We start from the raw sequence: 24,651 nt of genomic DNA on the forward strand, positions 1-24,651 counted from the left end.
GAACACCCAAGCTTGTACACCGCACCGACAAGAAAAGGAACCGGCTGAAGTGAAGGCACTCTCGCAGAAGCGCCGCCACCCGTTCGCGTTCGTGGCATTGCTCCTCCTGGGGCTGCTGCTGACCGGCGGGCTCTATGCTGCCGCGACTACCGTCAACCAGGCGCAGGCCACCAACACGGCCAGCGAGTACGACGACGAACAGGTAGACGAGGGCGAGCGGCTGTTCGTCGCCAACTGTGCGACCTGCCACGGCATGAACGCCGAGGGCACCGACGCTGGACCCTCTCTGGTGGGCGTTGGCGCCGCCTCGGTCGAGTTCCAGGTGGGCACCGGCCGTATGCCGATGCAGATGCAGGGCCCCCAGGCTCAGCAGAAGCCGCCGCAGTTCAATGAAGAGCAGACCACCCAGATGGCCGCCTACGTGGCCTCCCTGGGTGCAGGTCCGGCAGTTCCGGATGATGAGTACCTGGATATGGAAGCCGGTGACCCCGCCCGCGGCGGTGAGCTCTTCCGCATCAACTGCGCTATGTGCCACAACGCCGCCGGCGCCGGTGGTGCACTGACCGAGGGTAAGTACGCGCCCAGTCTGCACGGTGTTGAGCCGGTGCATGTCTACACCGCGATGACCACCGGTCCGCAGAACATGCCGGTCTTCAGTGACTCGAACATTCCGCCGGAGGATAAGCGAGACATCATCGCCTTCCTGCAGACTTACGAGCAGCAGGGAACCCCAGGAGGTTTCTCACTGGGCTTCCTTGGACCAGTCTCGGAGGGTCTGCTGATCTGGACCCTGGGCCTGGCCCTGCTGATCGGGTCCATGGTCTGGCTGACCTCACGGTCCTCCTAGCTACACCCTTGTAAAAACCCATACCGCACCTAAGACACAGCAAAGGACGAGAACCATATGGCCGAGCACGGTAACGGCGACTCATCAAGCGCCGTCGTCGCCACCGGCGAGGGGGAGTCGGGCCAGTACGCCATCGACAACCCTGGCCTGCCGCCCCACCGCCCCAGGCTGGCAGATGTGGACGAGAAGGCGGCCAAGCGCAGTGAGCGCCAGGTCAGCACGTTGTTCCTCATCTCCATCATCGGCACGGTGATCTTCTTTGTCGGCTACTTCGCTGTTGGCCGCATGGATGCCTTTGAGGACTACTTCGAAGGCATGTCCGCTCTGCGGGTCCAGAACACCCTGCTCGGCATCGGATCCGCCCTGGCAATGCTGGGCATCGGTCTCGGCGTGGTCCACTGGGCCAAGACTCTGATGCCTGATCACGAGGTTGTGGAGGACCGGAAGCCTCTGCGCCTGGAGAAGGATCGCGAAGAGGCGGAGAAGATCGTCAATGACGTGATCGACGAGACCCAGATCAAGCGTCGCCCGCTGATGCGGAACACGCTGATCGCTGCCGCCCTGCTGGCCCCGCTGCCGGCAGTGGTCATGTTCCGTGACCTCGACCGCAGTGAGGACTTCGGCGTCGAGCGTATGCGCCACTCCCTGTGGAGCCCCGGTGTTCGCCTGGTGCGTGACCCCACCGGTACCCCCATTCGGGCAGCAGATGTCACCGTGGGCTCGGCCATGCACGTGATCCCGGAGACCCTCCGCGAGATCCCCGGCCACGGCACCCGCCTCTCTGAGAAGGCCAAGGCCGTGACCCTGCTGATGCGCCTGCCGATGGATGACTTTCAGGAGCCCACCCCCGGACGTGAGAACTGGACCCACGAGGGCATCATCGCCTGCTCCAAGGTCTGCACCCACGTGGGCTGCCCGGTGGCGCTCTACGAGCGGCACACCCACCACCTGCTCTGCCCCTGCCACCAGTCGACCTTCGACGCAGCTGACGAATTCAAGGTGGTCTTCGGCCCTGCCGGACGTCCGCTTCCGCAGCTGCCGATCAGCGTGGACGACGAGGGCTTCCTCATCGCCACCAGCGACTTCACCGAACCCGTCGGCCCGACCTACTGGGAGCGCGGCCACACCGACCCGGAAGGTGACTACCCAGCATCATGAGTGCCTCCAAAGAGAAATACACCGAGGCCCAGTACCTCGAGGTCGACCAGTACGAGCCGAAGACTCAATCCGGGCGTATCGCCAACTACGTGGACACCCGTGTAGGCGGCACCAACATCGTCCGGGAGTTTGGACGCAAGGTCTTCCCTGACCACTGGACATTCATGTTCGGTGAGGTGGCGCTGTACAGCTTCATCATCACCGTGCTCTCCGGAGCCTTCCTGACCTTCTGGTTCGACCCCTCGATGTCGACCACCCGGTACTCCGGCTCCTACGCCCCGCTGCAGGGTCTGGAGATGTCCATGGCCTACGCCACCGCACTGGAGCTCAGCTTCGATGTCCGTGGTGGTCTGTTCATGCGTCAGCTGCACCACTGGGGCGCACTGCTGTTCGTCCTGGCCATGAGCGTGCATATGCTCCGCGTGTTCTTCACCGGTGCATTCCGCAAGCCCCGTGAGCTGAACTGGGTCGTCGGCTGCTCGCTGCTGATCCTGGGTCTGGGTGCCGGGTTCACCGGTTACTCCCTGCCCGATGAGGTTCTCTCCGGTAACGGTCTGCGAATCATCGACGGCATGCTCAAGGCTGTGCCGGTGGTCGGTACCTACATCAGCTTCTTCCTCTTCGGTGGAGAGTTCCCGGGTAACGAGGTCATCCCGCGCCTCTACAGCCTGCATATCTTCATCATTCCGGCGCTGATCCTGATCCTGATCGCGGTCCACCTGTTCATGGTGGTCGTTCACAAGCACACTCAGTACCCCGGACCCGGTCGTACTGAGCGCAATGTGGTTGGCTACCCGGTCGGACCTGTCTATGCAGCTAAGGCTGGCGGCTTCTTCTTCATCGTGCTGGGCATCCTGTGCTTCATCGCAGGTACCTTCCAGATCAACGCGCTGTGGAACTACGGCCCCTATGACCCATCACCGGTGCAGGCAGGCGCCCAGCCTGACTGGTACATCGGACCCTTCGAGGGTGTGTTGCGTCTGATGCCCGGTTATCTCGGCGACTTTTCCCTGGAATGGGTGATCCCGACACCATGGGGCGGTAACTCACTGGCATTGCCGGTGCTGATACCGATGCTGCCCGTGGCGGCGATATTCCTCGGTATGTTCGTCTGGCCTTGGATCGAAGCGTGGATCACCGGGGACAAGAAGGAACACCACCTGCTGGACCGTCCGCGGAACGCCCCGACCCGCACCGCCTTCGGCGCTGCTGTCGTGACCAACTACCTCATCATGTGGGGTATGGGCTCCAACGACCTCATCGCGACCCACTTCGGATTGTCGTTGAACGACATCACCTATTGGTCGCGTGTGCTGTTCTTCCTCGGCCCGGTTATCGCCTACATCTTGACTAAGCGCATCTGCCTGGCTCTGCAGCGTAAGGACCGTGAGGTCGCTCTGCACGGCCATGAGGCTGGTGTCATTGAGGTCAGCCCTGAGGGCGAGTTCCACGAGAGGCACAAGATGCCCTCGGAGTACGAGCTGTGGACTCTGGTCTCCTACGAGGCACCGGAGCCCTCCGGCCCGCAGCCGAACGCCAAGGGTAAGGTGACTCTGACCGAGAAGATTCGGGCACGTCTGAACCGCATCTGGTTCGAGGACCGTGTGGAGCCGGTCAGCCGCGAGGAATACCTCGAGGCCCTGGAGCACCATGGCCACGACCACGAGACCACCGGTCTCGAGGCGGCCCAGTCTCAGGAGTCGGTGACCAGCGGAAAGCCGCACGGCCACGACCCCCACGGCCACTGAGGCCCAATAGCTGAATAGCGACGACGCCCCCGCACCGACTGAAGGTGCGCGGTCGTCGTCGCCGTGGACGAGCATGTCTTTGAGGATCACCATAGCTGCTGAGCGGTCACGCACTGCGGTGTCGTGGATGACCTTCAGTTGCCGGATCGTCTCCACGGCGCCATCAGCGGTCTTCGGGGTCGCTGTGGCCAGCCCTGAGAGTCTCGCTCGTGCGGCATTCTCGGCATCGAGGGTGTGGGATTTGCCGTTCATCCGGCACATCGGCCGATCTGGCCTTCCGGCTTCGATCGCCTTGTGGCCGTTTCGGCCCAGGAATGAGGTCATGGTGGCCCCGTAAGAGCCGGTGCCTTCGATGCCGAAGACAAGGACCTTCCCGAGGGATTCTGCCCAGGTCAGTAACAGCTTGAACCCGCCGGTATCAGTGCTGGTCGTCAACGTGGCCAGGATTCCAGCGACGGAGTCCATCACTGCGGCGATGTGGATGTATTTGTGGGTATCGACGCCGATGACGACGTACCCGGATCTGATGTCAGGCTCTGTGCCCATAGTGCTGGTGTTCCTTGCCGGCCTAGTGTGAACGTTGCACACTGTCGTCGGTCAGGTGGACAGGACTGTCACGGGGATGCTTCGTTGACTCGCTTGGCTCCAGAGTCCTATTGGTCACTCCCAACCCGGCCGGCAGCATGTTCTTGCCTGCCCGGCCGGCAGCTCGACAGTACAACGCCAAAACACCTTCGGAGCCAATCATAAGCAAGGGTCAGAGCGCTCCGGCCGGGACTACTCGATTCTTGCAGAACCCGCTGGAAACAGACTGACAGTCATGGGAATCTCCGACGCTGCCGATCGAGGGCACCGCCCCGATCTCAGCCAACCGGTCCCCGTAGCGGATGGAGGTGAATTGGATGCCGGCAGCCGAATGACACCGCAGCTGGTCATGCTTCGGGCCTCTGGCCCAGCGGGCCATCTCAGTGGCATCCAGTACGGTCTCGGTGGGCATATTGGATGCCACCCGTCAACCGACGATCATCCGGCTGAACGCGTCGATGATGAAACACACATAAGCAACACCGGCCCAGGTGGGCACGAAGGTCAGATCGGTGACGCATAGCCGGTTCGGCGCGGTGGCAGTGAACTGGCGGTTCACCAGATCAGGGTGCCGAGACGCTGCCGCATCGAGCGTGATGGTACGGATCCTCTTCCGTCGCTGAACACTTTCTACCCCAGCTGCTTTCATCAGCCTGGCGGTCTGACTCCCGACCGAGGCCCACCCTGGCCCGCTGGACGGCCTTCCACAGCTTCCTGACCCCATAGACGCTCTAGTTCCCCGCATGCAGGGCTACTAGCTGCCGGACTAGGTTGAGTTCCTCGACACGTTGTGAACGGTCCGTGAGTTGAACAGAGACCTCCGGTATCGGTGTGTGTACCACCAGCACACCTAGAACCGGAGGTCTCCATGACTCACCGTAACGCCCCAATGACACCTGAGGGCAGAGCTCGGATGGTCGCTCTCGTCCTCGATCATGGCTGGCCGCAGCGGCGGGTCGCTGAACGCTTCCAGGTCTCACCGGCTACCGTTTCTCGTTGGGTCCGTCGAGCACGAGACCACCAAGGACTCGGGGACCGCTCCAGCCGGCCACGCCGCTGCTCGCGTCAGCTCAGCCGAGGAAAGGAACGCCGAATCATCGCGCTGCGGTTCACCCGCCAGTGGGGACCACATCGCATCAGCGCCCGGCTGGGCATCCCTCGATCAACCGTGGGCCGGGTCCTGGATCGGTATCGGATGCCGAAACTGGCCTGGATCGATCAGGCCACCGGGCTGCGAGTCCGCCGCCCACTGGCGAACCGGTATGAAGCCTCAACCCCCGGGCAGCTGATCCATGTCGATATCAAGAAGCTGGGCCGGATCCCCGACGGAGGAGGATGGCGGGCCCACGGCCGCGGGTCAGTCCAGGATCTTATGGCCCACCGCGCCACGGACGCAGCAGCCCGAGCCGGGGCNGTCAGTCCAGGATCTTATGGCCCACCGCGCCACGGACGCAGCAGCCCGAGCCGGGGCGCCAGCTTCTCGTGGCTACCGGTTCTTGCATCACGCGGTCGATGACCACTCCAGAGTGGTCTACTCGGAGATCCTCGATGATGAGCGAAAACACACCGCAGCCAGGTTCTGGGCCCGGGCGGAGGCCTTCTTCACCAGCATCGGAGTCCAGGTCAGCGCGGTGATGACCGACAACGGTTCCTGCTACCGCTCAGGCGAATTCAAGAACGCCCTCGGTCCAGAGGTCAAGCACAAGAGAACCCGACCCCGCCGGCCACAGACCAACGGCAAAGTGGAGCGGTTCAATCGCACGTTGATGAACGAATGGGCCTACGCTCGCTCCTACATCAGTGAATCCTGCCGTGCAGCTTCGTACGAGAATTTCCTGCACTACTACAATCACCACAGAACCCACACCGCGCCAGGAGGCGCTGTTCCCTCAGCTCGCGTTCACAACCTCACGGGGAACTACAACTAGGTCAGCGTCCCGGGACGCCCGGGCTGAAGGAGCCAGGATCTTCGCCGCGAAATACGTGCTGGAAGCCACCTGCCACCCCGCCTGGGGCAGGACAGCCTAGATGGGCTCGACTCCAAGCCGCCGACCTTCGACGATCTCGTCTTTATGGGTGTCGATAAAATCGGCTAGATCTTGTGCTGGCGGTCGAGCTCCGCCCCAAAGAAGGACGCTGCACGCTTGAGGATCTAATGAGCCCGCCGCAGCTCCCGGGCCTCTTGTTCCAAGGCCTTCTCCCGTGCTGACTGCTCGCTGCTAACGCCCGGTGCTTCTCCGGCATCGACCTCAACCTGGCGGACCCACCTGCGCAGGCACTCCACCCCGTAGCCCAGCTGGGTAGTTACCCGCTTGATCGTGCCGTAGTTGGAGGCACCCCCGGCCCCGAGGTCCTTGATTCACTGGCGTACCCGGCCCGAGATCACACCGCAGTCCGGGCATGCCACCTATCTCCTGTTGGCCGCCGCGATGACCCGGCGCCCACCCAGCGGCAGATCACAGGCTGTTACTGGTAGCCGACGAGGTTGAACACCACCGAGACCGGATCTTGAAAGGCTTCGGCATGGCTGCTGGCAGTGGGCAGAGAGGGGTGTGGGTCCGTAGGCTGGAACATAGCTCGCGTCCATCGGTAGACAATCTGATTCTTCGCAAACCCATCATTCAACAGGGGTGAGCACCTTGACTCAACATACCTCCGCAATTAACCGCCAATGTGTCTTTAAAAGAATAGAGAAAGTGTCGTTTGATAGATTCCTTAAAGGAGAACCACATCGGGCTTATTTGCGAAGTGTCATCACCAGACCCCAGTCAGCTTCATCTAGGCGTGTGTCCATGACCTGCTTGCTTACCTCGTTCGTAAGGGCAGTATGGTGACCGCTCTTCTGAAGTAACGAAATTGCGCATGACTATTGAAAAGCTTAGAATCAACAACCAGGACAGTGGTTCAGTAAATGACGGATTTGTATTGGTTCGTTGGCGGACAGCGAAAGGTTGCTCAGTGGACCTCGCGGAAACACGCAAGCATCTGCGTGAACTCGGCATTAATGCTGGCCCCACGGCCACCTTAATTGCCAACCGGGCCATGAGTCGTGGAATCGCGGTGTCTTCCGATGAGCGTCGGCGGTTGACGCTTTATCTCGGGAAGCGGCGCATCTGGTTTGACGGCTCGCGATCGAATATCAATAAAGTGCTGGCTAGGCGCTGCACCCTCTATAAGGACGTGACGGCCCGGCTGCTTAGAAATTACGGTGTCAATGCACCAGATAACATGGTGTTCGGTGCAGAACATGTTGGCCCAGCATGGCAGTGGGCTCTGTGCAAGTTGCCAGTGGTGGTGAAGCCTCCCAACGGAGGTAAGGGCGACCTGGTTCATGTTGGTATCGACGGGTTCGCTGAGTTCGAAAGTGCCTTCAACACGGTTGCAGAGTCTGTGACCGAGGTCCTTGTTGAGCGTTTCATCCCCGGAGAGGAACATCGAGTTCTGCTCATCTACGGAAAAGTCGCGGCGGCTCAACGGCGTATTGCAGCTCATATTCTAGGAAATGGCAGGTCAACTATAAACAAACTTATACACAATAAAAATAAGCAGAGATTGAGTTCGAAAAATAAAATATATATAGAATCTCAAATAACTATCGACGACGCCGTGTTAAGCAAGTTAGGCTCCCAAGGGTTGAGTCTGGATTCTGTTCCTGCACGTGGTCAGAAAGTATGGTTGCGTTCAAACTCAAATGTCAGTAGTGGCGGTGAGGCCCATGATGCCACTGACGATATGACTCCTGGAGAAATAGCGATGGCAGAAAACGTTGCTCGCGCTATCCCAGGTTTGCGTGTCGCGGGTCTCGACATGCTATTACCCAGGGATGGCAATGGGAGCGAGCCACACGTTTTAGAAGTCAACAGTAGCCCGCTCATTACCGGTCATCACTACCCCTGGGCCGGTCCCAGCAGAGATGTTGCCGCAATGCTGGTAGAAGCCATGTTTCCGGCAGCCACAAGCGATTCGTCAGAAACAAGACGCTAGTCCGGGAGGGGCGGCTGGCCCTGCTCGCCGTGAGCAGTCGGGTTGGCTGAGTCGTGGCACAGCGTTCAAGCTTCAGCCAAAGCGTCAGTGATGACGCCGAGACCCTCAATGGGGAGATCGTGGCTGGCAATGAGCGGGTAGGGGAGAAGGCGGACAACATGGCAATAGGTTCCGCAGGTCACAGTGGTCGTACCTGACTGACCGGCTGCCGACGCCACAGCCGAGGTCAATGGCGCGTCGAGACCTTCTGTCGCAGGATCCAAAAGTTCAAAAGCCAGCATTGCTCCGCGGTCCCGTATATCCCATACTCGCGGATCACTTCTCTGAACCTCTTCAAGGCGTTCGCGGACAAGGTCTTCGACTCATAGGGCGGCGTGATCTAGTTTCTGTAAACCAGCGGCCGGTGCGGGCGAAGCCTGTCTGCACCTCATCGGCGATGAAGACGACGCCGTTTTCCCGCCACCAATGAACAATTTGCTTGAAGAACCCTGGAACGGCTATTACCCGTGGAGCGTGGAGTCTTTGTCGGTAGGAAATCCTTTGGTGTCGGCATGTGTGCCTGACGCTGGTGCCTAGGATACGTGATTGATAGTTCCTATGGTTGCGGAACCCGCGATCGGCGCGTTTGATGTGCTTGATCGCGGTATTGGCGGCTTCAGTATGTCCATTGTTGATTCGGGTGCGCACGAAGACTTTGATCTCGGTCCACCACTTCTTGACGGTGGCCGCCATCTTGTCTGTCTCTACCATGTCAGCGGCTGCCACGGTCATCTAGAAGTCAATTCGGGCGTTCTGGACCGCTGAGATGTCCTTGGCGGCCAGCATGGCCCGCAGGCGCTGTTTGACCGCCCAGGGTGCAGGGACCACCTCGAAGTCGGCATCATCGAGGACTTCTTCTAGCCGGTACAGCCCAGCCTCGGTGAGTGAGTCGATCTCCGGCTCTTGACAGCAGCATGCGGTGGGTCGTCCACATTGGAGCGCTGTTTCCTCATCACTGACGACCATGCTGCTGCCTTTATCGGTGGAGTGCTCCTGATCGAGGTCGCCAATGTGGTGCCGGAAAGTGACGTCGAACAGCTCCTCCAGTTCTCTGAGATCGGGAGCCCACAGCCGCCCTGCGGACCCGGGCTTCATGGGCTGGGGTGAGGGGGTGCTGGGCGTCACCTGCTGATGCACTGGTTTTCGCTTCTGACCCGCAAGTCATCGCTTAGTAGGCACGCTGAGGGGCCAATGTTTATAGAGCCCGATACCGGCAACTATGGCCAACGGGAGTGCACTCGTAACCACGTGTTTCACCCAGCGTCTCCGAGCTTGTTTTGGCTTTTTGGGCTCCGAGTTCAGCTCTTCAGCCTCGGCCTGCTCCCGGGATCCGTCCATGGAAAAAACATAGGGAAGATGCTCTGGAAATTACGGGTTGCTTCCCTCACGTTCCTCGAACGATGTCGCGGAGCCGTTCCAAGCGTTCGCTGACGCTGCGCTCATAACCACTCTGGGTGGGGGAGTAGTAGTCAGTGCCGACCAGATCATCGGGTGGATACTGCTGGGCAGCGACATGATGAGGCGCATCATGGGCGTAGATATAACCCTTGCCATGCCCGAGGCGATGTGACCCTGAATAATGAGCATCACGCAGATGCGGCGGCACCGGCCCGCCCTTGCCGGCACGAACATCAGCGATTGCCGCATCCAGGGCCTTATAGGAAGCATTCGACTTCGGGGCCGTGGCAATATGCACGGTCGCCTGGGCCAGAATGATCCGGCCCTCAGGCATCCCGATCAGCTGCACAGCCTGAGCCGCGGCCACAGCGGTCTGCAGGGCACTGGGGTCAGCCATGGCCACCTCCTCGCTGGCTGCAATCACCAGGCGCCGGGCAATGAACCGCGGGTCCTCCCCGGCAACGATCATCTTCGCCAGATAGTGCAGGGCCGCATCAACATCGGAGCCGCGCAGGGATTTGATGAAGGCCGAGATGATGTCATAGTGCTGATCGCCATCCTTGTCATACCTCTGCACGGCGAAATCGGCTGCCTGCTCGGCATCGGCTGAGGTGATCTCGGCAGAATCCCGCCCGGCCGCCACTGCCGCAGCTGCCTCCAGAGTGGTCAGCACTCGGCGGGCATCACCTCCGGAGACCCGCAGAATATGATCTCGGGCGTCGTCGTCGAGGGTGAACTGATCAGCCAAGCCCCTGGAATCATGGAGTGAACGGTCGATGAGCTCACCGAGATCCTCACTGGTCAAGGATGTCAACGTCAGCAGGAGCGATCGGGACAGCAGCGGGGCCACCACACTGAAGGACGGGTTCTCAGTGGTCGCTGCCACCAGGATTACCCACCCGTTCTCAACACCTGGTAGCAGCGCATCCTGCTGAGCCTTATTGAACCGGTGAATCTCATCGAGGAACAGTACGGTGGTGATACCCCGCAGATCCCGATCATCCAGGGCCTTATCCATCACCTGCCGGACGTCTTTGACTCCGGCACGGATGGCCGAGAGTTCCACGAATTTCCTCGAGCCGCCGCGGGCGATCACATGGGCGATTGTCGTTTTACCCGTACCGGGAGGACCATAGAGGATCACCGAACTGGGTCCGGCCGGCCCCTTCGCGCCCTCGGCCAGAACCCGCAGGGGAGACCCCTCTTTCAGCAGATGCTTCTGCCCCACGATCTCCTCGATGGAACGTGGCCGCATCCGCACAGCCAAGGGGGTATGACGACGACGGCCACCGGAAGATTCAGCGGCGTCGTCGTAGTCTTCCTCAGGGGTTGAGAAGAGGTCACCAGTCACACCGCTAGCCTACTCGTCGTAGCCGACTCACCAGTCCTCCACATCATGGCAGGCCCTGGTGGCTATCTCCTCGCCGTGGGCCTCGAAACACACAGTGAGACTGTCTGTGCGGCTGCGGAGCCGGGGAGAGAATTCCTCAGTCAGCTCGAAGTCTTCCCCCGCTGCGAGTTCCCTCTCCTCGGCGCTGATATCCGGTATCCATTGAGCATCGCCCAGGACGACGAAGAAAGCATCTCTGGTGCCTGGTGCGTGAAGAGTGATGTCCTCCAAGGCGGTGACCGTCATATCCAGCTGAAGAGAATCATCGGTCTCGGTCAGTTCGGATTCGATATCGACGGCGAGGTCAGCATATTCGTCGGTTAGAACAGGAATATTCAGCCGCTCATAGGCCCAGGTCTCAGTGGTGACCTCCGCTGGATCGGAGTCCAGTTCTGAGCAGGCCATCTCCAAGGTGCCGGTAGAGGAGCGGTACAGTGTGTCGACCCGCAGCCCCGGCACATCGGCCTCGAAATCATTCTGTGGACTAGTATCCCGCTCTGAGACCACTTCCACGCAGAGGATCTCAAGACCAGTGCCGGCAGGGCTGACCGGCGCCACGCCCCCAGGTGGCAGCAGCACAGTAGGTGTGCGCGGCGGTTCGGCGTACTCCCATTCACCGCGCTCGTAACCAACATCCAAAGGGCTGGCCAGCAGTAGGACTCCGTCGGCGGGACCGTCCTCCATGGCAATCTCTGCTGAGATCAGCACCGGCTCTTCCGCCTCAGATGTAGCCACGATCATGCCGCCGTCGGAGTCGCCGAACTCCCGGAAAGTGACAGTGACATCATCGCGCAGCAGAGCCTCCTGGGCCTGAACCTCGAGGTCTCGCCCGTCCGGTAGCTCAACTGTGGAGGTGGGGACGTCGTCGTAATCGGACTGCTCCACGAAAATCGTGGTGGAGGGGGTGGCGCTGGTGGTCTCCGTCGGCTCACCGGGTCCTGAGGACTCCCCAGCGCAGCCGGCCAGCAGCAGTGGCCCCGATATCGCGATGGCGAATAGGCGCGGCGGAGTACACCGCCGGCGTACTGGCTCCCACATGTTCCTGCCCCCTGTGTTAACTGTCACACTAGGGTATTGCTGCCCGAGGCAGGTGACAACGGTCTACTACCTGGAGGCAGGGGAGTCCGTGGTGACAGGGGCAGCATCGTCCTGCAGGGTGCTGCGGGAGAGCAGACCGGGGAGTCCGCCGCGGTCCTTGGTGATGAAAATCGCCGCGAAGCTCAGGATCAGGAAGGCCAGATCCGCCGGCGAAACCAGCCCCAAGAGTTGGAAGCCTCCGATGCCGGCGAGGTAGCGAATGGCGGCCCGCAGCAGATTGGACCCACCGGAGGAATCTGCGTAGCGCAACCGGACGGCGTGATCGCCCACAGTGCGACCGGTGGCCAGGGTCAGCAGGCCCAGCAGCACCAACGGAGCCCAGAGGCTGATCTGACCGGTGAGGTGGGTGTCGAGTTTGGCGGAGGTACGGTCCCACACGTAGATCTGATAGGCGTTGCTGGCCACACCGGCGCCCACCCCGAGAAGGATCATGGACAGCAGGTCGCAGACCATGGCCGTGAGCCGTCGGCCGGTGGTCACACCGCGGGTTCCGGTGCGAGGGCGGTCGGCGGGGAAGATACGCTCCCGCAGAGCCACCAGGACGGCTGCGGCTACTGCACCCAGTAGGGCACCGGAGGTATTGGCCAAGAGATCATCGACGTCGAACACCCGGTAGGCGCAGGGGTTGGACACAACCTGGCCCCAGCGGTGGTGTCGGATTGGTCCAAGGCTGGCGCTCGCCGCTGACCGGTATGACCGCAACCGAACTGCAGGCACTGCTCATGGGGGAGGCCGGGGCCACGGACCTGGGGCTGGAGGCAGATCTCGAGACTGCCCGGCTGAAGATGTTGGCGACTCGAACTCCGGCGGCCGAGGCCGGTGAGTCGACCATGGAGCGGTTCTATGTGGACCACGGACGCTGGTTCATCGAGCCGGAGAAGCCCAGGGCACTGCCGGTGGTGGCCAAAGCAGTCTGGTCCGGTAAGCGACTACAGATCCGGTACCGGCGCCCCCAGCGGGACCCCTTGCATGTCCAACGGCTACTCGACCCACTTGGGCTGGTCCTGAAAGCAGACCAGTGGTACCTCGTGGCCGCCCACCGGGGGCAGGTGGAACTCAACAGTCCACCGGGGTCTTCGTAGACACCTCTCGCCGGCAGCCCAGGGGAGTGTGGTCTGATCAGCGGTCCTGGTCGGCGAGGTCCTCGAGCCAGTCCGCCCAGTACTGTTTCCAGGTCTCGGCGGAGTCCGGATCGGGGAGTTTCTCGTGGGTGACCACCAGTTTGCATCCTGATGCAGCGGGATCGACCCGGAACTGCAGAATGCCGAGGTCGTCCCCGGTCTCTGCATCGGCGATGCTGAACTTCGGGGCCTTAGTTGTGGGCTTGGACCGTGGCTGTGAGGTCAGGCCCGGCAGCAGGGAGGAACGGGCGTCGTCGTCGTTGAGCAGTTCACGGAACTCTGTGCCGTCAAGGTCCAACTTCTTAGTCTTGGCGACAGTGAAGGTCCCGTCCTTCATCTGACCGGGCAGTCTCAGCCCGGTGATCCGCTCGTAGCCGACGGTGACGCCCTGAGCCCACCATCCGCCTATGCCGTGTTCCTCCACCACCCAGGTGGCGATGGCGGTGTGTCCTGCCTCCCGGCCGGGGCCGGCATCGATCAGGGCGACCCACTCATCCCAACTGTGGCCAGTATTTTCACGAATTGCGGTCTCGTTGTGTGGGGGAGTAGCTGCCCAGTTGGCGTGACTCGGCTGTGGGGCGGGCTGTTCGAGTAGGGCGGCGCGGGCGGCGGTGTAGCGCTCGCCGGTCTTGGCCATGCGGGCGCGGATGCGTTTCTTCAGGGATTCTTGGGCGGTCATCGGTCTCTCCGTCTCATGCAGGCGCCTGTCAGCGGCTCGCGCCCGCCGGGACATACGCCCGTTAACGGGATCCGGTCATTCCGCACGCCGAGCACTCTTCGGTCCCCTTTGCCTCCGCCGCTTGCGCGACCCCCGGTGGCGCGAGCACCGGGTGGATGGAGGTTCGGCGAGGCGTATCGCCACGACTTAGCTTAGCGCCTTTGCCTAGTGCGGGCTAGAGCAGGCGGATGCTTCATACGTGGAAGAATCGGGGCTGTGCGTGACTGCCAGGAGTTAGTAGCTGAGGCCTCGGCCGCGGATGTCGATGGCTGGGGCTTCGGATGGCTGAAGGGGCGTGCCGTTGAGGGACGCCCGCCCTGGGGTTATGCCCGGTTGCTAGGCGATCGGCTGGCCCAGGTGTCGTCTGCGCTCGATCTGGACACCGGTGGGGGAGAAGTGCTCAACGAAGCCCCGGTGTTTCCGGGGCGGATGGTCGCCACAGAAGGCTGGGAGCCTAATCTCCGACTGGCGCGCGAGCGGCTCGGCCCGCGCGGGGTTGAGGTGCTGGAGGCGGTGCCAGGGGAGCCTTTGCCATTATCGGATGCCAGCTTCGATCTGGTGACCAGCCGGCATCCAGTGACTCCCGTATGGTCGGAGATTGCACGCGTGCTCAAACCAGGCGGGTGCTACTTCGCCCAGCATGTTGGGCCGGCGTCGGCATTTGAACTGACAGAGTTCTTCTTGGGGCCACAGTCAGAGGACACACGACGACGCCGACATCCCGAAGTGGAAAGAGCTGAGGCCGAGATTGCTGGGCTCAGGGTGATTGGCCTGCACACCGCCCGCTGCCGCATGGAATTCTTCGATGTTGGGGCGGTGGTCTGGATTCTGCGGAAATGCCCCTGGTGGGTTCCGGAATTCACCGCTGAGCGTTACCGCCAGAGACTCAGAGACATGGACGCCCACATTCGGGAACACGGTGCATTCATCGCTCACTCCACGCGGCACCTGGTAGAGGCTGAACGTAGTTGAGGCCTCTCGGAATGAGGTGCAGAGTTCAGTCGCGGTACAGGGCCACTGTCTGTTCTGCCAGTTCGCGCAGTCGCTGCTTAGCCTCGGGTGGTGAGATGATCAGCAGGTCTGGGCCGAAGGGCAACAGGCCACGGATGTCTTCAAGGTCCCGATAGCGATAGTCCAATCTCACCCACTCTGATGCGCCGTCGCCGATAGGCTGCTCAGAAACATCTGACGGCGGTACCAGTCGCGACCCGAGCAGCCGATGGGCGCGTTCCACTTGGGATGGTGCCAGGCGAAGCTGCACTCTTAGGTCCCCGTGCTGTTCCCACTCGCGGACTAGCTCCTGAGGGCTGAGCCTGCTGAGATCATAGAAACTGCCCGGCACCCAGGTCACCCCGCCATATTTACCGGGTCTGGTGAGCACGGGGAAGCCAGCCTCACTCAACCACTGCAGATCACGGCGGAGAGTGCGTACCGAGACGCCTAATTGGGAGGCCAGGGTACTCGCCGTCGTCGTGGGGCTCTGTTCCAGCAGCCGCAGCAGCAGAAAGAGCCGGTCCGGAGTCACGTCAACCTCATCGCTCGAAACTGGTCAATTTCTGTCACCTTATCTGCTTAGCGTTGCTCATGTCCCTGAGAGACAACGGAAAGGTTGCAGTTGTGTATCACCCTGGACGAGGGGCCGGAGGCTATCGATGCTGCGTACCGCGAGTTTCTCGATAGCGGCGTCGAGATCCTCGAGCCACCCCATGATGCGGTATTTGGTCGGACTTTTGTGGCAGCTGATCCGGACGGAATCCGGCTGCGTGTAGCTCCAAGAGACTGAAGTTTATGACCCCTCGAATAGCGGGAATCAGAGGTTCTGGTCGACTCTTGGCTAGCTCCTTTTACGGCTACCGGCGGCGGTGAGGAGCAAGAGATTGATGTGATGATCGTGAGTTCACGCTAATCGAGGTCTTTGAGACACTGATGTCGCCAAGAAAAAGCGGTCCCCGGAGGCCGGTGACCTCCGGGGACCGCTTCATGAGTCTACGTGCGGCTTAGCTGTCGGCGGATTTCTTTTCCTTCGGCTCCGGCTTGGCATCCACGCCGGCTTCCTTACGCTGCTGGGCAGTGATCTCTGCCGGAGCTGCGGTGAGCGGATCGTAGCCGCCGCCGGTCTTCGGGAAGGCAATGACCTCGCGGATAGACTCCTCGCCAGCCAGGAACGCGACTGTGCGGTCCCAACCGAAGGCGAAACCACCATGCGGGGGAGCGCCGTACTTCATCGCATCGAGCAGGAAGCCGAACTTCTCCTGGGCCTCCTCCTCAGAGATGCCCATGACCTTGAAGACCCGCTCCTGCATATCCTGGCGATGAATACGGATGGACCCGCCACCGATCTCATTGCCATTGCAGACCAGATCGTAGGCATAGGCCAGAGCCTCACCGGGGTCGGTGTCGAAGGAATCGGCAAACTCCGGCTTCGGTGCGGTGAATGCGTGGTGCACTGCAGTCCAGGAACCGGAGCCGACGGCGACGTCGCCAGCGGCAGTGGCCTCGGCAGCGGATTCGAACATTGGAGCGTCGACAACCCATACGAAGGACCAGCTGCCCTCCTCGATGAGCCCGAGCCGCTGAGCGATCTCGTTGCGGGCCGCACCCAGCAGTCCCCGGGAGGGGGAGACCTCACCGGCGGCGAAGAAGATGCAGTCACCGGGGTTAGCGCCAACAGCCTCAGCCAGGCCAGCCTTCTCCGCATCGGAGAGGTTCTTGGCCACCGGGCCGCCGAGTTCGCCATCCTCCTGAACCAGCACATAGGCCAGACCCTTGGCGCCGCGCTGCTTAGCCCATTCCTGCCAGGCATCCAGGGTGCGTCGCGGCTGGTCAGCGCCACCGGGCATCACCACAGCGCCCACATAGGGTGCCTGGAATACACGGAAGGGGGTGTCCTTGAAGAACTCGGTGAGCTCAGTAAGCTCCAGGTCGAAGCGCAGATCCGGCTTATCGGTGCCGTAGCGCCGCATGGCCTCCCGGTAGGTGATATGCGGAATCGGAGTCTCGATATCGACGTCGACCAGCTTCCAGAGACGGCGAACCAACTCCTCCACCAGGGAGATGATGTCCTCCTGCTCCACGAAGGAGGCCTCGATGTCCAGCTGGGTGAACTCCGGCTGACGGTCAGCACGGAAATCCTCATCGCGGTAGCAGCGGGCAATCTGGTAGTACTTCTCGAGCCCGCCGACCTGCAGCAGCTGCTTGAACAGCTGCGGGGACTGCGGCAGTGCATACCAGGAGCCGGGCGCCAGACGTGCCGGCACCAGGAAGTCGCGGGCGCCCTCCGGGGTAGACCGGGTCAGGGTCGGAGTCTCAACCTCGGTGTAGTCCTGCTCGTGCAGGTACTCACGGGCCACACGGTTGGCCTCAGAGCGCAGCTTCATCGCCTTGGCCGGGGCGGGCCGGCGCAGGTCCAGGTAACGATGCTTCAGGCGAGCCTCTTCACCGACCTCCACATGCTCATCAATCTGGAAGGGCAGCGCGGCAGCCTTATTGAGCACCTCGAGCTCTTCGACAATGATCTCCACCTCACCAGAAGGCAGGTTGGGGTTCTCATTGCCCTCGGGGCGGCGCTCCACAGTGCCGGTGACCTTCAGCACCCACTCATTGCGCAGCGGGTCGAAATCAGCCTCATCGCGGACAACCACCTGAGCGATGCCGGCGGCATCCCGCAGATCCAAGAAGGCGACGCCGCCGTGATCGCGGCGTCGGGCAACCCATCCGGTCAGGGTGACGGTCTGGCCAATCAATCCGGCGTTGATCTCGCCGGTGGTGTGGGTGCGGAGCACGGTGTCCTTCCTAAAGGTCTGCTGTCTTGCGAATGATCTGGGGGGAGAGGTCCTCATCAGCCGGAGTCCAGCTGGCCGGATCCGCCTGAACCTGGTCACCACTGCGGATGTCCTTGACCTCGTGGCGGCCGTCGTCGTCAGTGAACCACACAAACGGGATGCCGCGCTTATCGGCGTATTTGATCTGCTTGCCGAACTTCTCCGCGCTCAGAGCGACCTCGGCGTTGATCCCGCGGGAACGCAGCGTATCGGCAACATTCTGGGCAGCACCCCAGTCGTCATCCGAACGCAGGGTCACATACACCGCGGTGGGCACACTGCGGGATGCCACCAGCTCACCGGAGTCGAAGAGTGCTGAGAGCAGCCGGGTTACGCCAATGGAAAGCCCGACGCCGGGGAACGTCCGCTTGCCTTTAGTGGCCAGGGATTCATAGCGGCCGCCGGAACAGATCGAACCCAGCTGCGGGTGATCATGCAGCACCGTCTCAAATACGGTGCCGGTGTAGTAGTCCAGACCCCGGGCGATCGAGAGATCCGCCACGGCTCGGCCGGGAACCCGGATGCTCATCTCGTGGATGACCTCGGTGACCTCGGCCAGGCCCTCTTCCAGCAGCTCGTGGCCGGTCTGATCCGGCAGCAGTGCACGGACCTGCTCGACAAAGGAGACATCCGGGGTGCGGATCTGCGCCAGGGCCAGGGCCTGCTGAGCCTGCTCACTGGTGGCTCCGGCGGTCTCCATGATCTCCTGCTCCACTCGGGCAGGGCCGATCTTCTCCAGTTTGTCCACCGCGCGCAGCACCTCAGCAGTCTGTTCGATGCCGATGGCGCGGTAGAAGCCCTCCGAGAGCTTCCGGGAATTGATCCGCATGGTGAAGTCACCGATCTGCAGAGCCTCCAAAGCGCTGGCCATCACCACCGCAATCTCCACATCAGCCCGCGGCGGCAGGGCACCATCGCCCACGATGTCAATATCGGCCTGGGTGAACTCCCGGAACCGGCCGGCCTGGGGGCGCTCACCGCGCCATACCTTCTGAATCTGATAGCGCCGGTAGGGAAATGCGAGGTGACCGGCATTCTCTGTCACATACCGGGCGAAGGGGACAGTGTTATCGAAACGCAGGGCCAGCCGGGCGTCTTTCGCGCCGTCGTCGTGGATCCGGGAGACCGTATAGATCTCTTTGTCGATCTCGCCTTTCTGCAGCAGAGTCTCGACAGTCTCCACCGCCCGTGTCTCCAAAGATCCGTAACCGTGAGACTCAAAGATTCCACGCAGAGTGTCCAGCAGATGCAGCTCGGCCAGGCGCTCCTGAGGCAGTAGCTCGAGGTAACCGGAAAGCGAGGCCTGACGTGCCATTTGCGGGTTCTGCTCCTTCAACTGATGGTGTCAAACCTGACCATCATACCGCCAGGCGGTACTCTTGAAGACATGAGTCCTGCGATCAAGCCGAAGTATCACCAGACCTCCGTTGAGGAGGTCTCCGACCGCACCCGTGTGGATGGGGAGGGGCACGTCTATGTAGCCCCGACCCCGGGAGCCGAGGAAGCATACGTCGGCCAGTTCTCCGCCGGCGATGCCGAGGCAGCCCTGCAGTATTTCATCCGCAAGTTTGACGACCTCTATAACCGGTCACTGCTGCTGCGGGCGCGGGTGGCCACCCAGGCCGACTCTTCGGGGTCGCTGCGTACTGCTCTGGATTCACTACGCAAAGAGCTCGAGGCCGGAGTGTGGGTGGGTGACGTGGAATCCCTGCGCGGGATCCTGCAGGAGATCGAATCCGGTATCGAGGGCATCTCCGAGGAGGAGAAGAAACAGAACGAAGAAGCTGTGGCAGCCAAGATCGCCCAGCGTGAGGAGATTGTGGCCGAAGCCGAGCAGCTGGCCGCCTCCGATCCCGACAACACCCACTGGAAGACTGCACAGGCGAAGATGGCTGAGCTCTTCGAGCAGTGGAAGACCGAGCAGCGGACCCCGCCCCGGCTGAGCAAATCCCAGGAGGATCCCCTCTGGAAGCGATTCCGGGAGGCTCGCAGTAACTTTGAGCGCAGCCGGAAGGCTTTCTTCGTCAAACGCGATAAGGAAGCCGCTGAGATCAAGCGCGCCAAGGCAGAGCTGATCGCTGAGGCTGAGAAGCTCAGCAGCTCCACTGAATGGGGGCCGACCACCAAGGCCTACCACCGCCTGATGGACCAGTGGAAGTCCCTGGGCCGCGGACCCCGTAAGACTGAGGACGCCCAGTGGACCCGATTCCGTGCGGCTCAGGACACGTTCTTCTCAGCACGTGATGAAGCTAACGCCAAGATCGATGCTGAGTACGCCGAGAACCTTAAGAAGAAGGAAGAGATCCTCGGCAAACTGCGGGAACTGATGCCTTTCACCAAGCCCGACGCCGTCCGGGACCGGTACTTCAAGCTGCTGGACGAATTCGAGGCAGCAGGCAAGGTTCCGCGTGGGGACGTCAAGCGTATGGAACGCGCCATCGGGGAGGTCCAGGGCGCCTTCCGTGACGCCCAGGGTGCAGGTACCGATACCCGCGCTTCGGCCCGCAATGACCGCCAGAACGACATGGTCATCCAATTGGAGGAGACCATCGCTCAACTGGAGGATGAACTGGCCGCAGCCGAGAAGGCCGGGGATGACAAGGCCAAACGCGAAGCTGAGGACGCTCTGGCGGCACGCCGGAGTTGGTTGCAGATGCTCACTTCGAGCTAAGGTCACAGGTAGATTACAATCGTTTGGGTCCGGAATTAGGCGCTGCTCTAGTTCTGCCCACAGACCGAGCCGTCGACATGTCCAGCGAGGAACCGCGTGAGCGATGAACAGCCCATCCATGAGGTGGGGGCCCGGCGTCGGCGCCGGGAGATTCGCGAGGCGCGCGAGCGAGAGCGAGCAGCCCAGCGCGAACGCGAATCCGCGGTGCGGCGGCTGAGCAACTCATCCACTGCAGATGAGCCCACTCCTGCGCTCTTTGACCAGGAGACCACCACACCCAAGGACAAGCGCAAGGAACGTTCGGCCTCTGGCCAGCGTGACTTCGTCTCCCGCAAAGAACGCCGCAGGCTCCAGACTCAGGACAATCAGGCGGTTCCGCCGGCAACTCCGACACCGGCGCCTCAGCAGCCCGAACCCCAGACGGGACAGCCTGCACCTCAGCCTTCGATCTCCCCGGCACCGGCGACTCCCTTCGAAGAGGTCGTTGCTCCCTCGCGTTCCGCAGTCTCACCGGAGGCGGAACACTATGAGGAGCTCGAGGACCACAGCTACGATGAGGGATATCCCTGGGAATACGACGAGTTCGGCGAGTGGGATCCCGAGTACCACGACGAACATATCGACCATGACGAAGACGGCGCCCCGGTGCTGGTTGGCGCTTCCGGTTATGGACGCGGCTATCAGACCGTCGCCCCGATGGAGGGACGTATGAGCCGCAACCTGCTGAGGCAGCGTCGGGCCAAACGCCGCCGGCGCAATATCACGCTGCTCATCACAGTTGTGGGCTTCATCGCTGTGATGGGCTTTTTGGTGTGGTTCATCAGGGATATGTTCACCGATGACACTGTCTATGACTACGACACCGTCGCCGGCGACACCGTTGAATTCGAGATCGTGCAGAACGACGGCCTGGACTCCATCACCACACGGCTGGTCCAGGAGGAGATCGTCGCCTCATCGGACGCCTTCCGCGATGCCATCGGAGAACTGGACAGTGAGCCAGTACCCCAGCCCGGCACAGTCGAACTGCGTGAGCAGATGCCCGCTGAGGACGCTGTGACCGAACTCTTCGGCGCAGACGCCGGCGGAGACTACATCGACATCGCCACCGGCTGGACAATTGACGAGGCTCTGCAGCAGGTTGCCACCCGCACTGGCATCTCCATGGCCGAGCTGCAGGAATATAACGAGAACCCCCAACACTTCGGTCTCCCTGAGGAAGCCGAAAACCTGGAAGGGTTCATCGCCCCAGGTGAGTACGAGGACATCCCCTTGGATGCCGAAGCCGAGGAAGTCCTACAGATGCTGGTCCAGCCGACCTTCGATCGTCTTGAGGAGGCCGGCATCACCGACCCCGATGAGCAGTGGGAGACGGTTATCGTCGCCTCGCTGATCACTGCTGAGGCCAATAACTCCATCACTGAGGAACGGACCCGCGAAGAGCGGCTGGAGGATTACCGGATTATGGCCGGAGCCATCCATAACCGCATTGATAACCCCGATCACGAGGGTATTGAAGGTCTTCTGCAGATTGACGCGGCGGTCAACTACGGCCTGGGGTTGACTGGGGACTTGCACTTCCCGGAGGAAGAACGACTCAACGAGTCCAATGAGTACAACACCTATGTGCATCCCGGTCTGCCCCCAGGCCCGATTGCAGCACCCATCGGTGACACCATCACCGCGGCTGCCGATCCCGCAGATACCAACGCCTACTTCTGGGTGACGGTTAACCCGGTCACCGGTGAGACCCGGTTCAACGAGACCTACGCTGAACACGAGGATGACGTGGATGAATTCCTCGAATTCTGCAGTGACAACCCTGGCGCTTGTGGGCCGGCAGATGTGGAAGCCGCTGAGGACGAACTGGACGGATGAGCCAGCCCGCCTCAGATCAGAGAGCTGCAGTACTCGGCTCTCCGATCAGCCACTCAAAATCACCGCAGCTCCACGGTGCCGCCTACCAGTACCTCGGGCTGGAGATCGACTACACCCGCATCGAGGTGGAGGAACCCCATATTTCAGAGTTCCTCACCGGTGACGGCGCCCAGCAGGGGTGGCTTGGCTGGTCAGTGACCATGCCGCTGAAGGCCGCCATGGTGGAGCAGATGACCACCGTCTCAGAGCGCGTCTCCGCCCTGGGCGTGCTCAACACGGTCGTTATTGGTGAGGATGGCCACGGGGGCCGAACCCTGCACGGAGAGAACACCGATGTCGATGGCATCGTCAACGCACTTCGCGAACAGGGCGTAGCCCGGGATGAGCAGGCTGCTGGAAGCTTCGCCGTACTGGGCGCAGGGGGAACAGCGGCAGCCGCCTTGGCAGCCGCCGCTGAACTGAACTTCGCCGAAGCCCGCGTCTACGCCCGCAGCCCCGAACGAGCCGCCTCGGCCGCGCCCCTGGCCGAACAGCTCGGTCTACCCCTGGTCATTCGCAGGCTGGACCAGCTGGGCGAGGACCTGAAAGACAATCTCGTCGACGTCGTCGTCTCGACTCTGCCTCCGCGGGCAGCAGACTCCCTGGTCAGTCAGCTTCCACCAGCAGGTCCTCCCTATCCGATCCTGCTCGATGTCGCCTATGACCCCTGGCCCTCAGTGCTGGCCCAGGCCTGGACTGAGCGCGAATGGACAGTGATCAGCGGGCTAGACATGCTGCTGCACCAAGCCGTCAAACAGGTTGAGCTGTTCACTGCCAGCACCACCAACCCCGCCGGGGAGCTGGCTGAGCAACAGCACTTGATCATGGTCGAGCGGATGCGTTCGGCCGTCGGCCTCTGAGGCTGCCTCGGCTGACCACAACGATAGGATGAACCCCATGTTGCGCTGGCTGACTTCCGGAGAATCCCATGGCAAAGCCCTCACCGGCATCATCGAGGGATTGCCCGCCGGGATCGAACTGACCACTGAGCAGATTCAGGATGCCCTGGCTCGGCGCCGCCTGGGCTACGGTCGTGGCGCCCGGATGAAATTCGAAAAGGACCAGGTCCAGCTGCTGGGCGGCGTACGCCACGGAGTCACCATGGGCGGACCGGTAGCCATCGAGATCGCCAATACTGAGTGGCCCAAATGGGAGAAGGTCATGTCGGCCGATCCCGTGGACCCCACCGAGGTCGAAGGCCTGGCCCGCAACGCGCCCCTGACCCGTCCCCGCCCTGGCCATGCCGACTACACCGGCATGCAGAAATACGGCTTCAGCGAAGCCCGGCCAGTGCTGGAACGCGCCTCAGCCCGAGAGACCGCCACCCGGGTCGCATTGGGCACTGCAGCCAACCAACTGCTGAGCGGCCTGGGCATCCGCACTGTCTCCCATACCGTCGCCATCGGCACGGTCAGCTCCCCAGAGGATGCTCCGCTACCGGGGGCAGACGATGTCGAATACCTCGACAACGACCCCCTTCGCTGTTTCCACGCCGAGACCTCCGAAGCCATGGTGGCCGAGGTCGACGCAGCCCATAAGGCCGGCGAGACTCTCGGCGGCGTCGTCGAAGTCGTCGTCGATGGTCTGCCCCCAGGACTGGGCAGCTATGTGCACTGGGACCGCCGCCTCGACGCCCGCCTGGCCGCAGCCCTGATGGGCATCCAGGCCATCAAGGGCGTGGAGGTCGGTGATGGTTTCCGCACCGCAGCACGCCGCGGCTCCGAGGCCCATGACGAGATCGAACGCGACGCCGAGGGCAATATCATCCGCACCACCAACCGGGCCGGCGGTATCGAAGGCGGGATGAGCATTGGGGAGACCCTGAGGGTCCGTGCCGGTATGAAACCCATCGCCACCGTTCCGCGCGCCCTGCGCACAGTCGATATCGCCAGCGGCGACGCCACCACCGCCCACCACCAGCGCTCCGATGTCTGCGCTGTGCCGGCCGCAGGAGTCGTGGCTGAGGCCATGGTCCAGCTGGTGCTGGCCCAGGCAGTACTGGAGAAATTCGGCGGGGACTCCCTGCCCGAGGTGCGCCGCAACCTGGAGAACTACCTGGCAGCCCTGCCCGAGGTCGGCAGCGAACCCGGCCTCGCCGGACACGATGGGGACCCCGTACAGGCCCCGGCCGCCATGCAGTCCGATTCCTGACGGGC

Annotated in this window: 19 protein-coding genes and 6 pseudogenes; 12 read left to right on the forward strand and 13 right to left on the reverse strand. The window is 62.1% G+C overall.

Annotated elements, in window-relative coordinates; genetic code table 11:
- Positions 1-49 precede the first annotated feature (49 nt).
- The 3 genes from qcrC to qcrB are packed head-to-tail and all read left to right on the forward strand — an operon-like array spanning position 50 to position 3,753.
- Positions 50-847: a cytochrome bc1 complex diheme cytochrome c subunit gene (qcrC, locus tag HGQ17_RS08925; protein WP_168887600.1), complete on the forward strand. Its 798-nt coding sequence runs from the start codon at positions 50-52 to the stop codon at positions 845-847.
- A gap of 57 nt (positions 848-904) precedes the next feature.
- Positions 905-2,005: a cytochrome bc1 complex Rieske iron-sulfur subunit gene (qcrA, locus tag HGQ17_RS08930; RefSeq protein ID WP_168887601.1), complete on the forward strand. Its 1,101-nt coding sequence runs from the start codon at positions 905-907 to the stop codon at positions 2,003-2,005.
- Positions 2,002-3,753 (forward strand): cytochrome bc1 complex cytochrome b subunit, encoded by a 1,752-nt coding sequence (gene qcrB / locus HGQ17_RS08935; RefSeq protein ID WP_168887602.1) that lies wholly within the window; start codon positions 2,002-2,004, stop codon positions 3,751-3,753. Before qcrA ends, qcrB begins: the two co-directional genes overlap by 4 nt.
- Before the next feature lie 81 nt (positions 3,754-3,834).
- On the opposite strand, the pseudogene HGQ17_RS15890 reads toward qcrB, so the two are convergent.
- Positions 3,835-4,299: pseudogene (locus tag HGQ17_RS15890) on the reverse strand (IS110 family transposase); the annotation flags it as partial.
- 271 nt (positions 4,300-4,570) lie between these two features.
- A pseudogene (locus tag HGQ17_RS08945) lies at positions 4,571-5,066 on the reverse strand (DDE-type integrase/transposase/recombinase); the annotation flags it as partial.
- Between the two features lie 140 nt (positions 5,067-5,206).
- Between HGQ17_RS08945 and HGQ17_RS08950 the strand changes: the two are divergent.
- A pseudogene (locus HGQ17_RS08950) lies at positions 5,207-6,266 on the forward strand (IS481 family transposase).
- On the opposite strand, the pseudogene HGQ17_RS15300 reads toward HGQ17_RS08950, so the two are convergent.
- Positions 6,264-6,697: pseudogene (locus tag HGQ17_RS15300) on the reverse strand (transposase); the annotation flags it as partial. The pseudogenes HGQ17_RS08950 and HGQ17_RS15300 overlap by 3 nt on opposite strands.
- Before the next feature lie 503 nt (positions 6,698-7,200).
- Between HGQ17_RS15300 and HGQ17_RS08955 the strand changes: the two are divergent.
- The gene (locus HGQ17_RS08955) at positions 7,201-8,322 is read left to right on the forward strand and encodes an ATP-grasp domain-containing protein (protein WP_168887603.1); all 1,122 of its coding nucleotides are present in this window, start codon (positions 7,201-7,203) and stop codon (positions 8,320-8,322) included.
- 65 nt (positions 8,323-8,387) lie between these two features.
- On the opposite strand, the pseudogene HGQ17_RS15895 reads toward HGQ17_RS08955, so the two are convergent.
- From HGQ17_RS15895 to HGQ17_RS08985, 6 genes and pseudogenes are all read right to left on the reverse strand, one after another.
- Positions 8,388-8,669, reverse strand: a pseudogene (locus HGQ17_RS15895) (aminotransferase class III-fold pyridoxal phosphate-dependent enzyme); the annotation flags it as partial.
- Positions 8,656-8,859: an aminotransferase class III-fold pyridoxal phosphate-dependent enzyme gene (locus HGQ17_RS15900; protein WP_407670771.1), complete on the reverse strand. Its 204-nt coding sequence runs from the start codon at positions 8,857-8,859 to the stop codon at positions 8,656-8,658. The pseudogene HGQ17_RS15895 and the gene HGQ17_RS15900, both read right to left, overlap by 14 nt.
- A pseudogene (locus tag HGQ17_RS15710) lies at positions 8,833-9,283 on the reverse strand (transposase); the annotation flags it as partial. The gene HGQ17_RS15900 and the pseudogene HGQ17_RS15710, both read right to left, overlap by 27 nt.
- 462 nt (positions 9,284-9,745) lie before the next feature.
- Positions 9,746-11,110, reverse strand: a complete 1,365-nt coding sequence (locus HGQ17_RS08975; protein WP_324615239.1) for a replication-associated recombination protein A — start codon at positions 11,108-11,110, stop codon at positions 9,746-9,748.
- A gap of 27 nt (positions 11,111-11,137) precedes the next feature.
- A complete protein-coding gene (locus HGQ17_RS08980) occupies positions 11,138-12,187 on the reverse strand; it encodes a hypothetical protein (protein ID WP_168887606.1) in 1,050 nt (349 codons plus the stop codon).
- 66 nt (positions 12,188-12,253) lie between these two features.
- Positions 12,254-12,880 (reverse strand): RDD family protein, encoded by a 627-nt coding sequence (locus HGQ17_RS08985; RefSeq protein ID WP_168887607.1) that lies wholly within the window; start codon positions 12,878-12,880, stop codon positions 12,254-12,256.
- 59 nt (positions 12,881-12,939) lie between these two features.
- Between HGQ17_RS08985 and HGQ17_RS08990 the strand changes: the two genes are divergently transcribed.
- Entirely contained in the window at positions 12,940-13,329 is a 390-nt protein-coding gene (locus tag HGQ17_RS08990; protein ID WP_168887608.1) for a helix-turn-helix transcriptional regulator, read from the forward strand.
- Between the two features lie 37 nt (positions 13,330-13,366).
- Here HGQ17_RS08990 and HGQ17_RS08995 read toward each other — a convergent pair whose 3' ends face one another.
- Positions 13,367-14,047, reverse strand: coding sequence for a DUF4287 domain-containing protein (locus HGQ17_RS08995; RefSeq protein WP_168887667.1), 681 nt, complete (start codon positions 14,045-14,047; stop codon positions 13,367-13,369).
- Between the two features lie 255 nt (positions 14,048-14,302).
- Between HGQ17_RS08995 and HGQ17_RS09000 the strand changes: the two genes are divergently transcribed.
- Positions 14,303-15,058 carry a class I SAM-dependent methyltransferase gene (locus tag HGQ17_RS09000; RefSeq protein ID WP_168887609.1) on the forward strand — a complete coding sequence of 252 codons (756 nt, stop codon included), beginning with the start codon at positions 14,303-14,305 and terminating at the stop codon, positions 15,056-15,058.
- Positions 15,059-15,083: 25 nt separating this feature from the next.
- Here the strand turns inward: HGQ17_RS09000 and HGQ17_RS09005 are convergent, their stop codons facing one another.
- Positions 15,084-15,611 (reverse strand): helix-turn-helix transcriptional regulator, encoded by a 528-nt coding sequence (locus HGQ17_RS09005; protein ID WP_168887610.1) that lies wholly within the window; start codon positions 15,609-15,611, stop codon positions 15,084-15,086.
- A gap of 90 nt (positions 15,612-15,701) precedes the next feature.
- Here HGQ17_RS09005 and HGQ17_RS09010 point away from each other — a divergent pair, with 90 nt between their 5' ends.
- On the forward strand, positions 15,702-15,869 hold the full coding sequence (locus HGQ17_RS09010) for a VOC family protein (RefSeq protein WP_229503434.1): 168 nt from the start codon (positions 15,702-15,704) through the stop codon (positions 15,867-15,869).
- A 214-nt stretch (positions 15,870-16,083) separates the two neighbouring features.
- Here HGQ17_RS09010 and aspS read toward each other — a convergent pair whose 3' ends face one another.
- Positions 16,084-17,868, reverse strand: a complete 1,785-nt coding sequence (aspS, locus tag HGQ17_RS09015) for an aspartate--tRNA ligase (RefSeq protein WP_168887612.1) — start codon at positions 17,866-17,868, stop codon at positions 16,084-16,086.
- Between the two features lie 10 nt (positions 17,869-17,878).
- Entirely contained in the window at positions 17,879-19,222 is a 1,344-nt protein-coding gene (gene hisS, locus HGQ17_RS09020; RefSeq protein WP_168887613.1) for a histidine--tRNA ligase, read from the reverse strand.
- 72 nt (positions 19,223-19,294) lie between these two features.
- Between hisS and HGQ17_RS09025 the strand changes: the two genes are divergently transcribed.
- The 4 genes from HGQ17_RS09025 (at position 19,295) to aroC (ending at position 24,646) form a co-directional block, all read left to right on the forward strand.
- Positions 19,295-20,578 (forward strand): DUF349 domain-containing protein, encoded by a 1,284-nt coding sequence (locus HGQ17_RS09025; protein ID WP_168887614.1) that lies wholly within the window; start codon positions 19,295-19,297, stop codon positions 20,576-20,578.
- A 96-nt stretch (positions 20,579-20,674) separates the two neighbouring features.
- Positions 20,675-22,456, forward strand: coding sequence for an endolytic transglycosylase MltG (locus tag HGQ17_RS15715; protein ID WP_168887615.1), 1,782 nt, complete (start codon positions 20,675-20,677; stop codon positions 22,454-22,456).
- Positions 22,453-23,355 (forward strand): shikimate dehydrogenase, encoded by a 903-nt coding sequence (locus HGQ17_RS09035; RefSeq protein WP_168887616.1) that lies wholly within the window; start codon positions 22,453-22,455, stop codon positions 23,353-23,355. Before HGQ17_RS15715 ends, HGQ17_RS09035 begins: the two co-directional genes overlap by 4 nt.
- 37 nt (positions 23,356-23,392) lie before the next feature.
- Positions 23,393-24,646: a chorismate synthase gene (gene aroC, locus HGQ17_RS09040; RefSeq protein ID WP_168887617.1), complete on the forward strand. Its 1,254-nt coding sequence runs from the start codon at positions 23,393-23,395 to the stop codon at positions 24,644-24,646.
- Positions 24,647-24,651: the final 5 nt, after the last annotated feature.

It is taken from the genome of Nesterenkonia sedimenti (assembly GCF_012641515.1).
Taxonomy (GTDB): Bacteria; Actinomycetota; Actinomycetes; order Actinomycetales; family Micrococcaceae; genus Nesterenkonia; species Nesterenkonia sedimenti.

Bases quoted from the DNA above. Each gene is read 5' to 3' on its own strand.
- aroC (WP_168887617.1), top strand. From the start codon at position 23,393: ATGTTGCGCTGGCTGACTTCCGGAGAATCCCATGGCAAAGCCCTCACC.
- HGQ17_RS08990 (WP_168887608.1), top strand. From the start codon at position 12,940: ATGACCGCAACCGAACTGCAGGCACTGCTCATGGGGGAGGCCGGGGCC.
- hisS (WP_168887613.1), bottom strand. From the start codon at position 19,222: ATGGCACGTCAGGCCTCGCTTTCCGGTTACCTCGAGCTACTGCCTCAG.
- HGQ17_RS09035 (WP_168887616.1), top strand. From the start codon at position 22,453: ATGAGCCAGCCCGCCTCAGATCAGAGAGCTGCAGTACTCGGCTCTCCG.
- HGQ17_RS08980 (WP_168887606.1), bottom strand. From the start codon at position 12,187: ATGTGGGAGCCAGTACGCCGGCGGTGTACTCCGCCGCGCCTATTCGCC.
- HGQ17_RS09025 (WP_168887614.1), top strand. From the start codon at position 19,295: ATGAGTCCTGCGATCAAGCCGAAGTATCACCAGACCTCCGTTGAGGAG.
- HGQ17_RS08955 (WP_168887603.1), top strand. From the start codon at position 7,201: ATGACTATTGAAAAGCTTAGAATCAACAACCAGGACAGTGGTTCAGTA.
- HGQ17_RS08995 (WP_168887667.1), bottom strand. From the start codon at position 14,047: ATGACCGCCCAAGAATCCCTGAAGAAACGCATCCGCGCCCGCATGGCC.
- qcrA (WP_168887601.1), top strand. From the start codon at position 905: ATGGCCGAGCACGGTAACGGCGACTCATCAAGCGCCGTCGTCGCCACC.
- qcrB (WP_168887602.1), top strand. From the start codon at position 2,002: ATGAGTGCCTCCAAAGAGAAATACACCGAGGCCCAGTACCTCGAGGTC.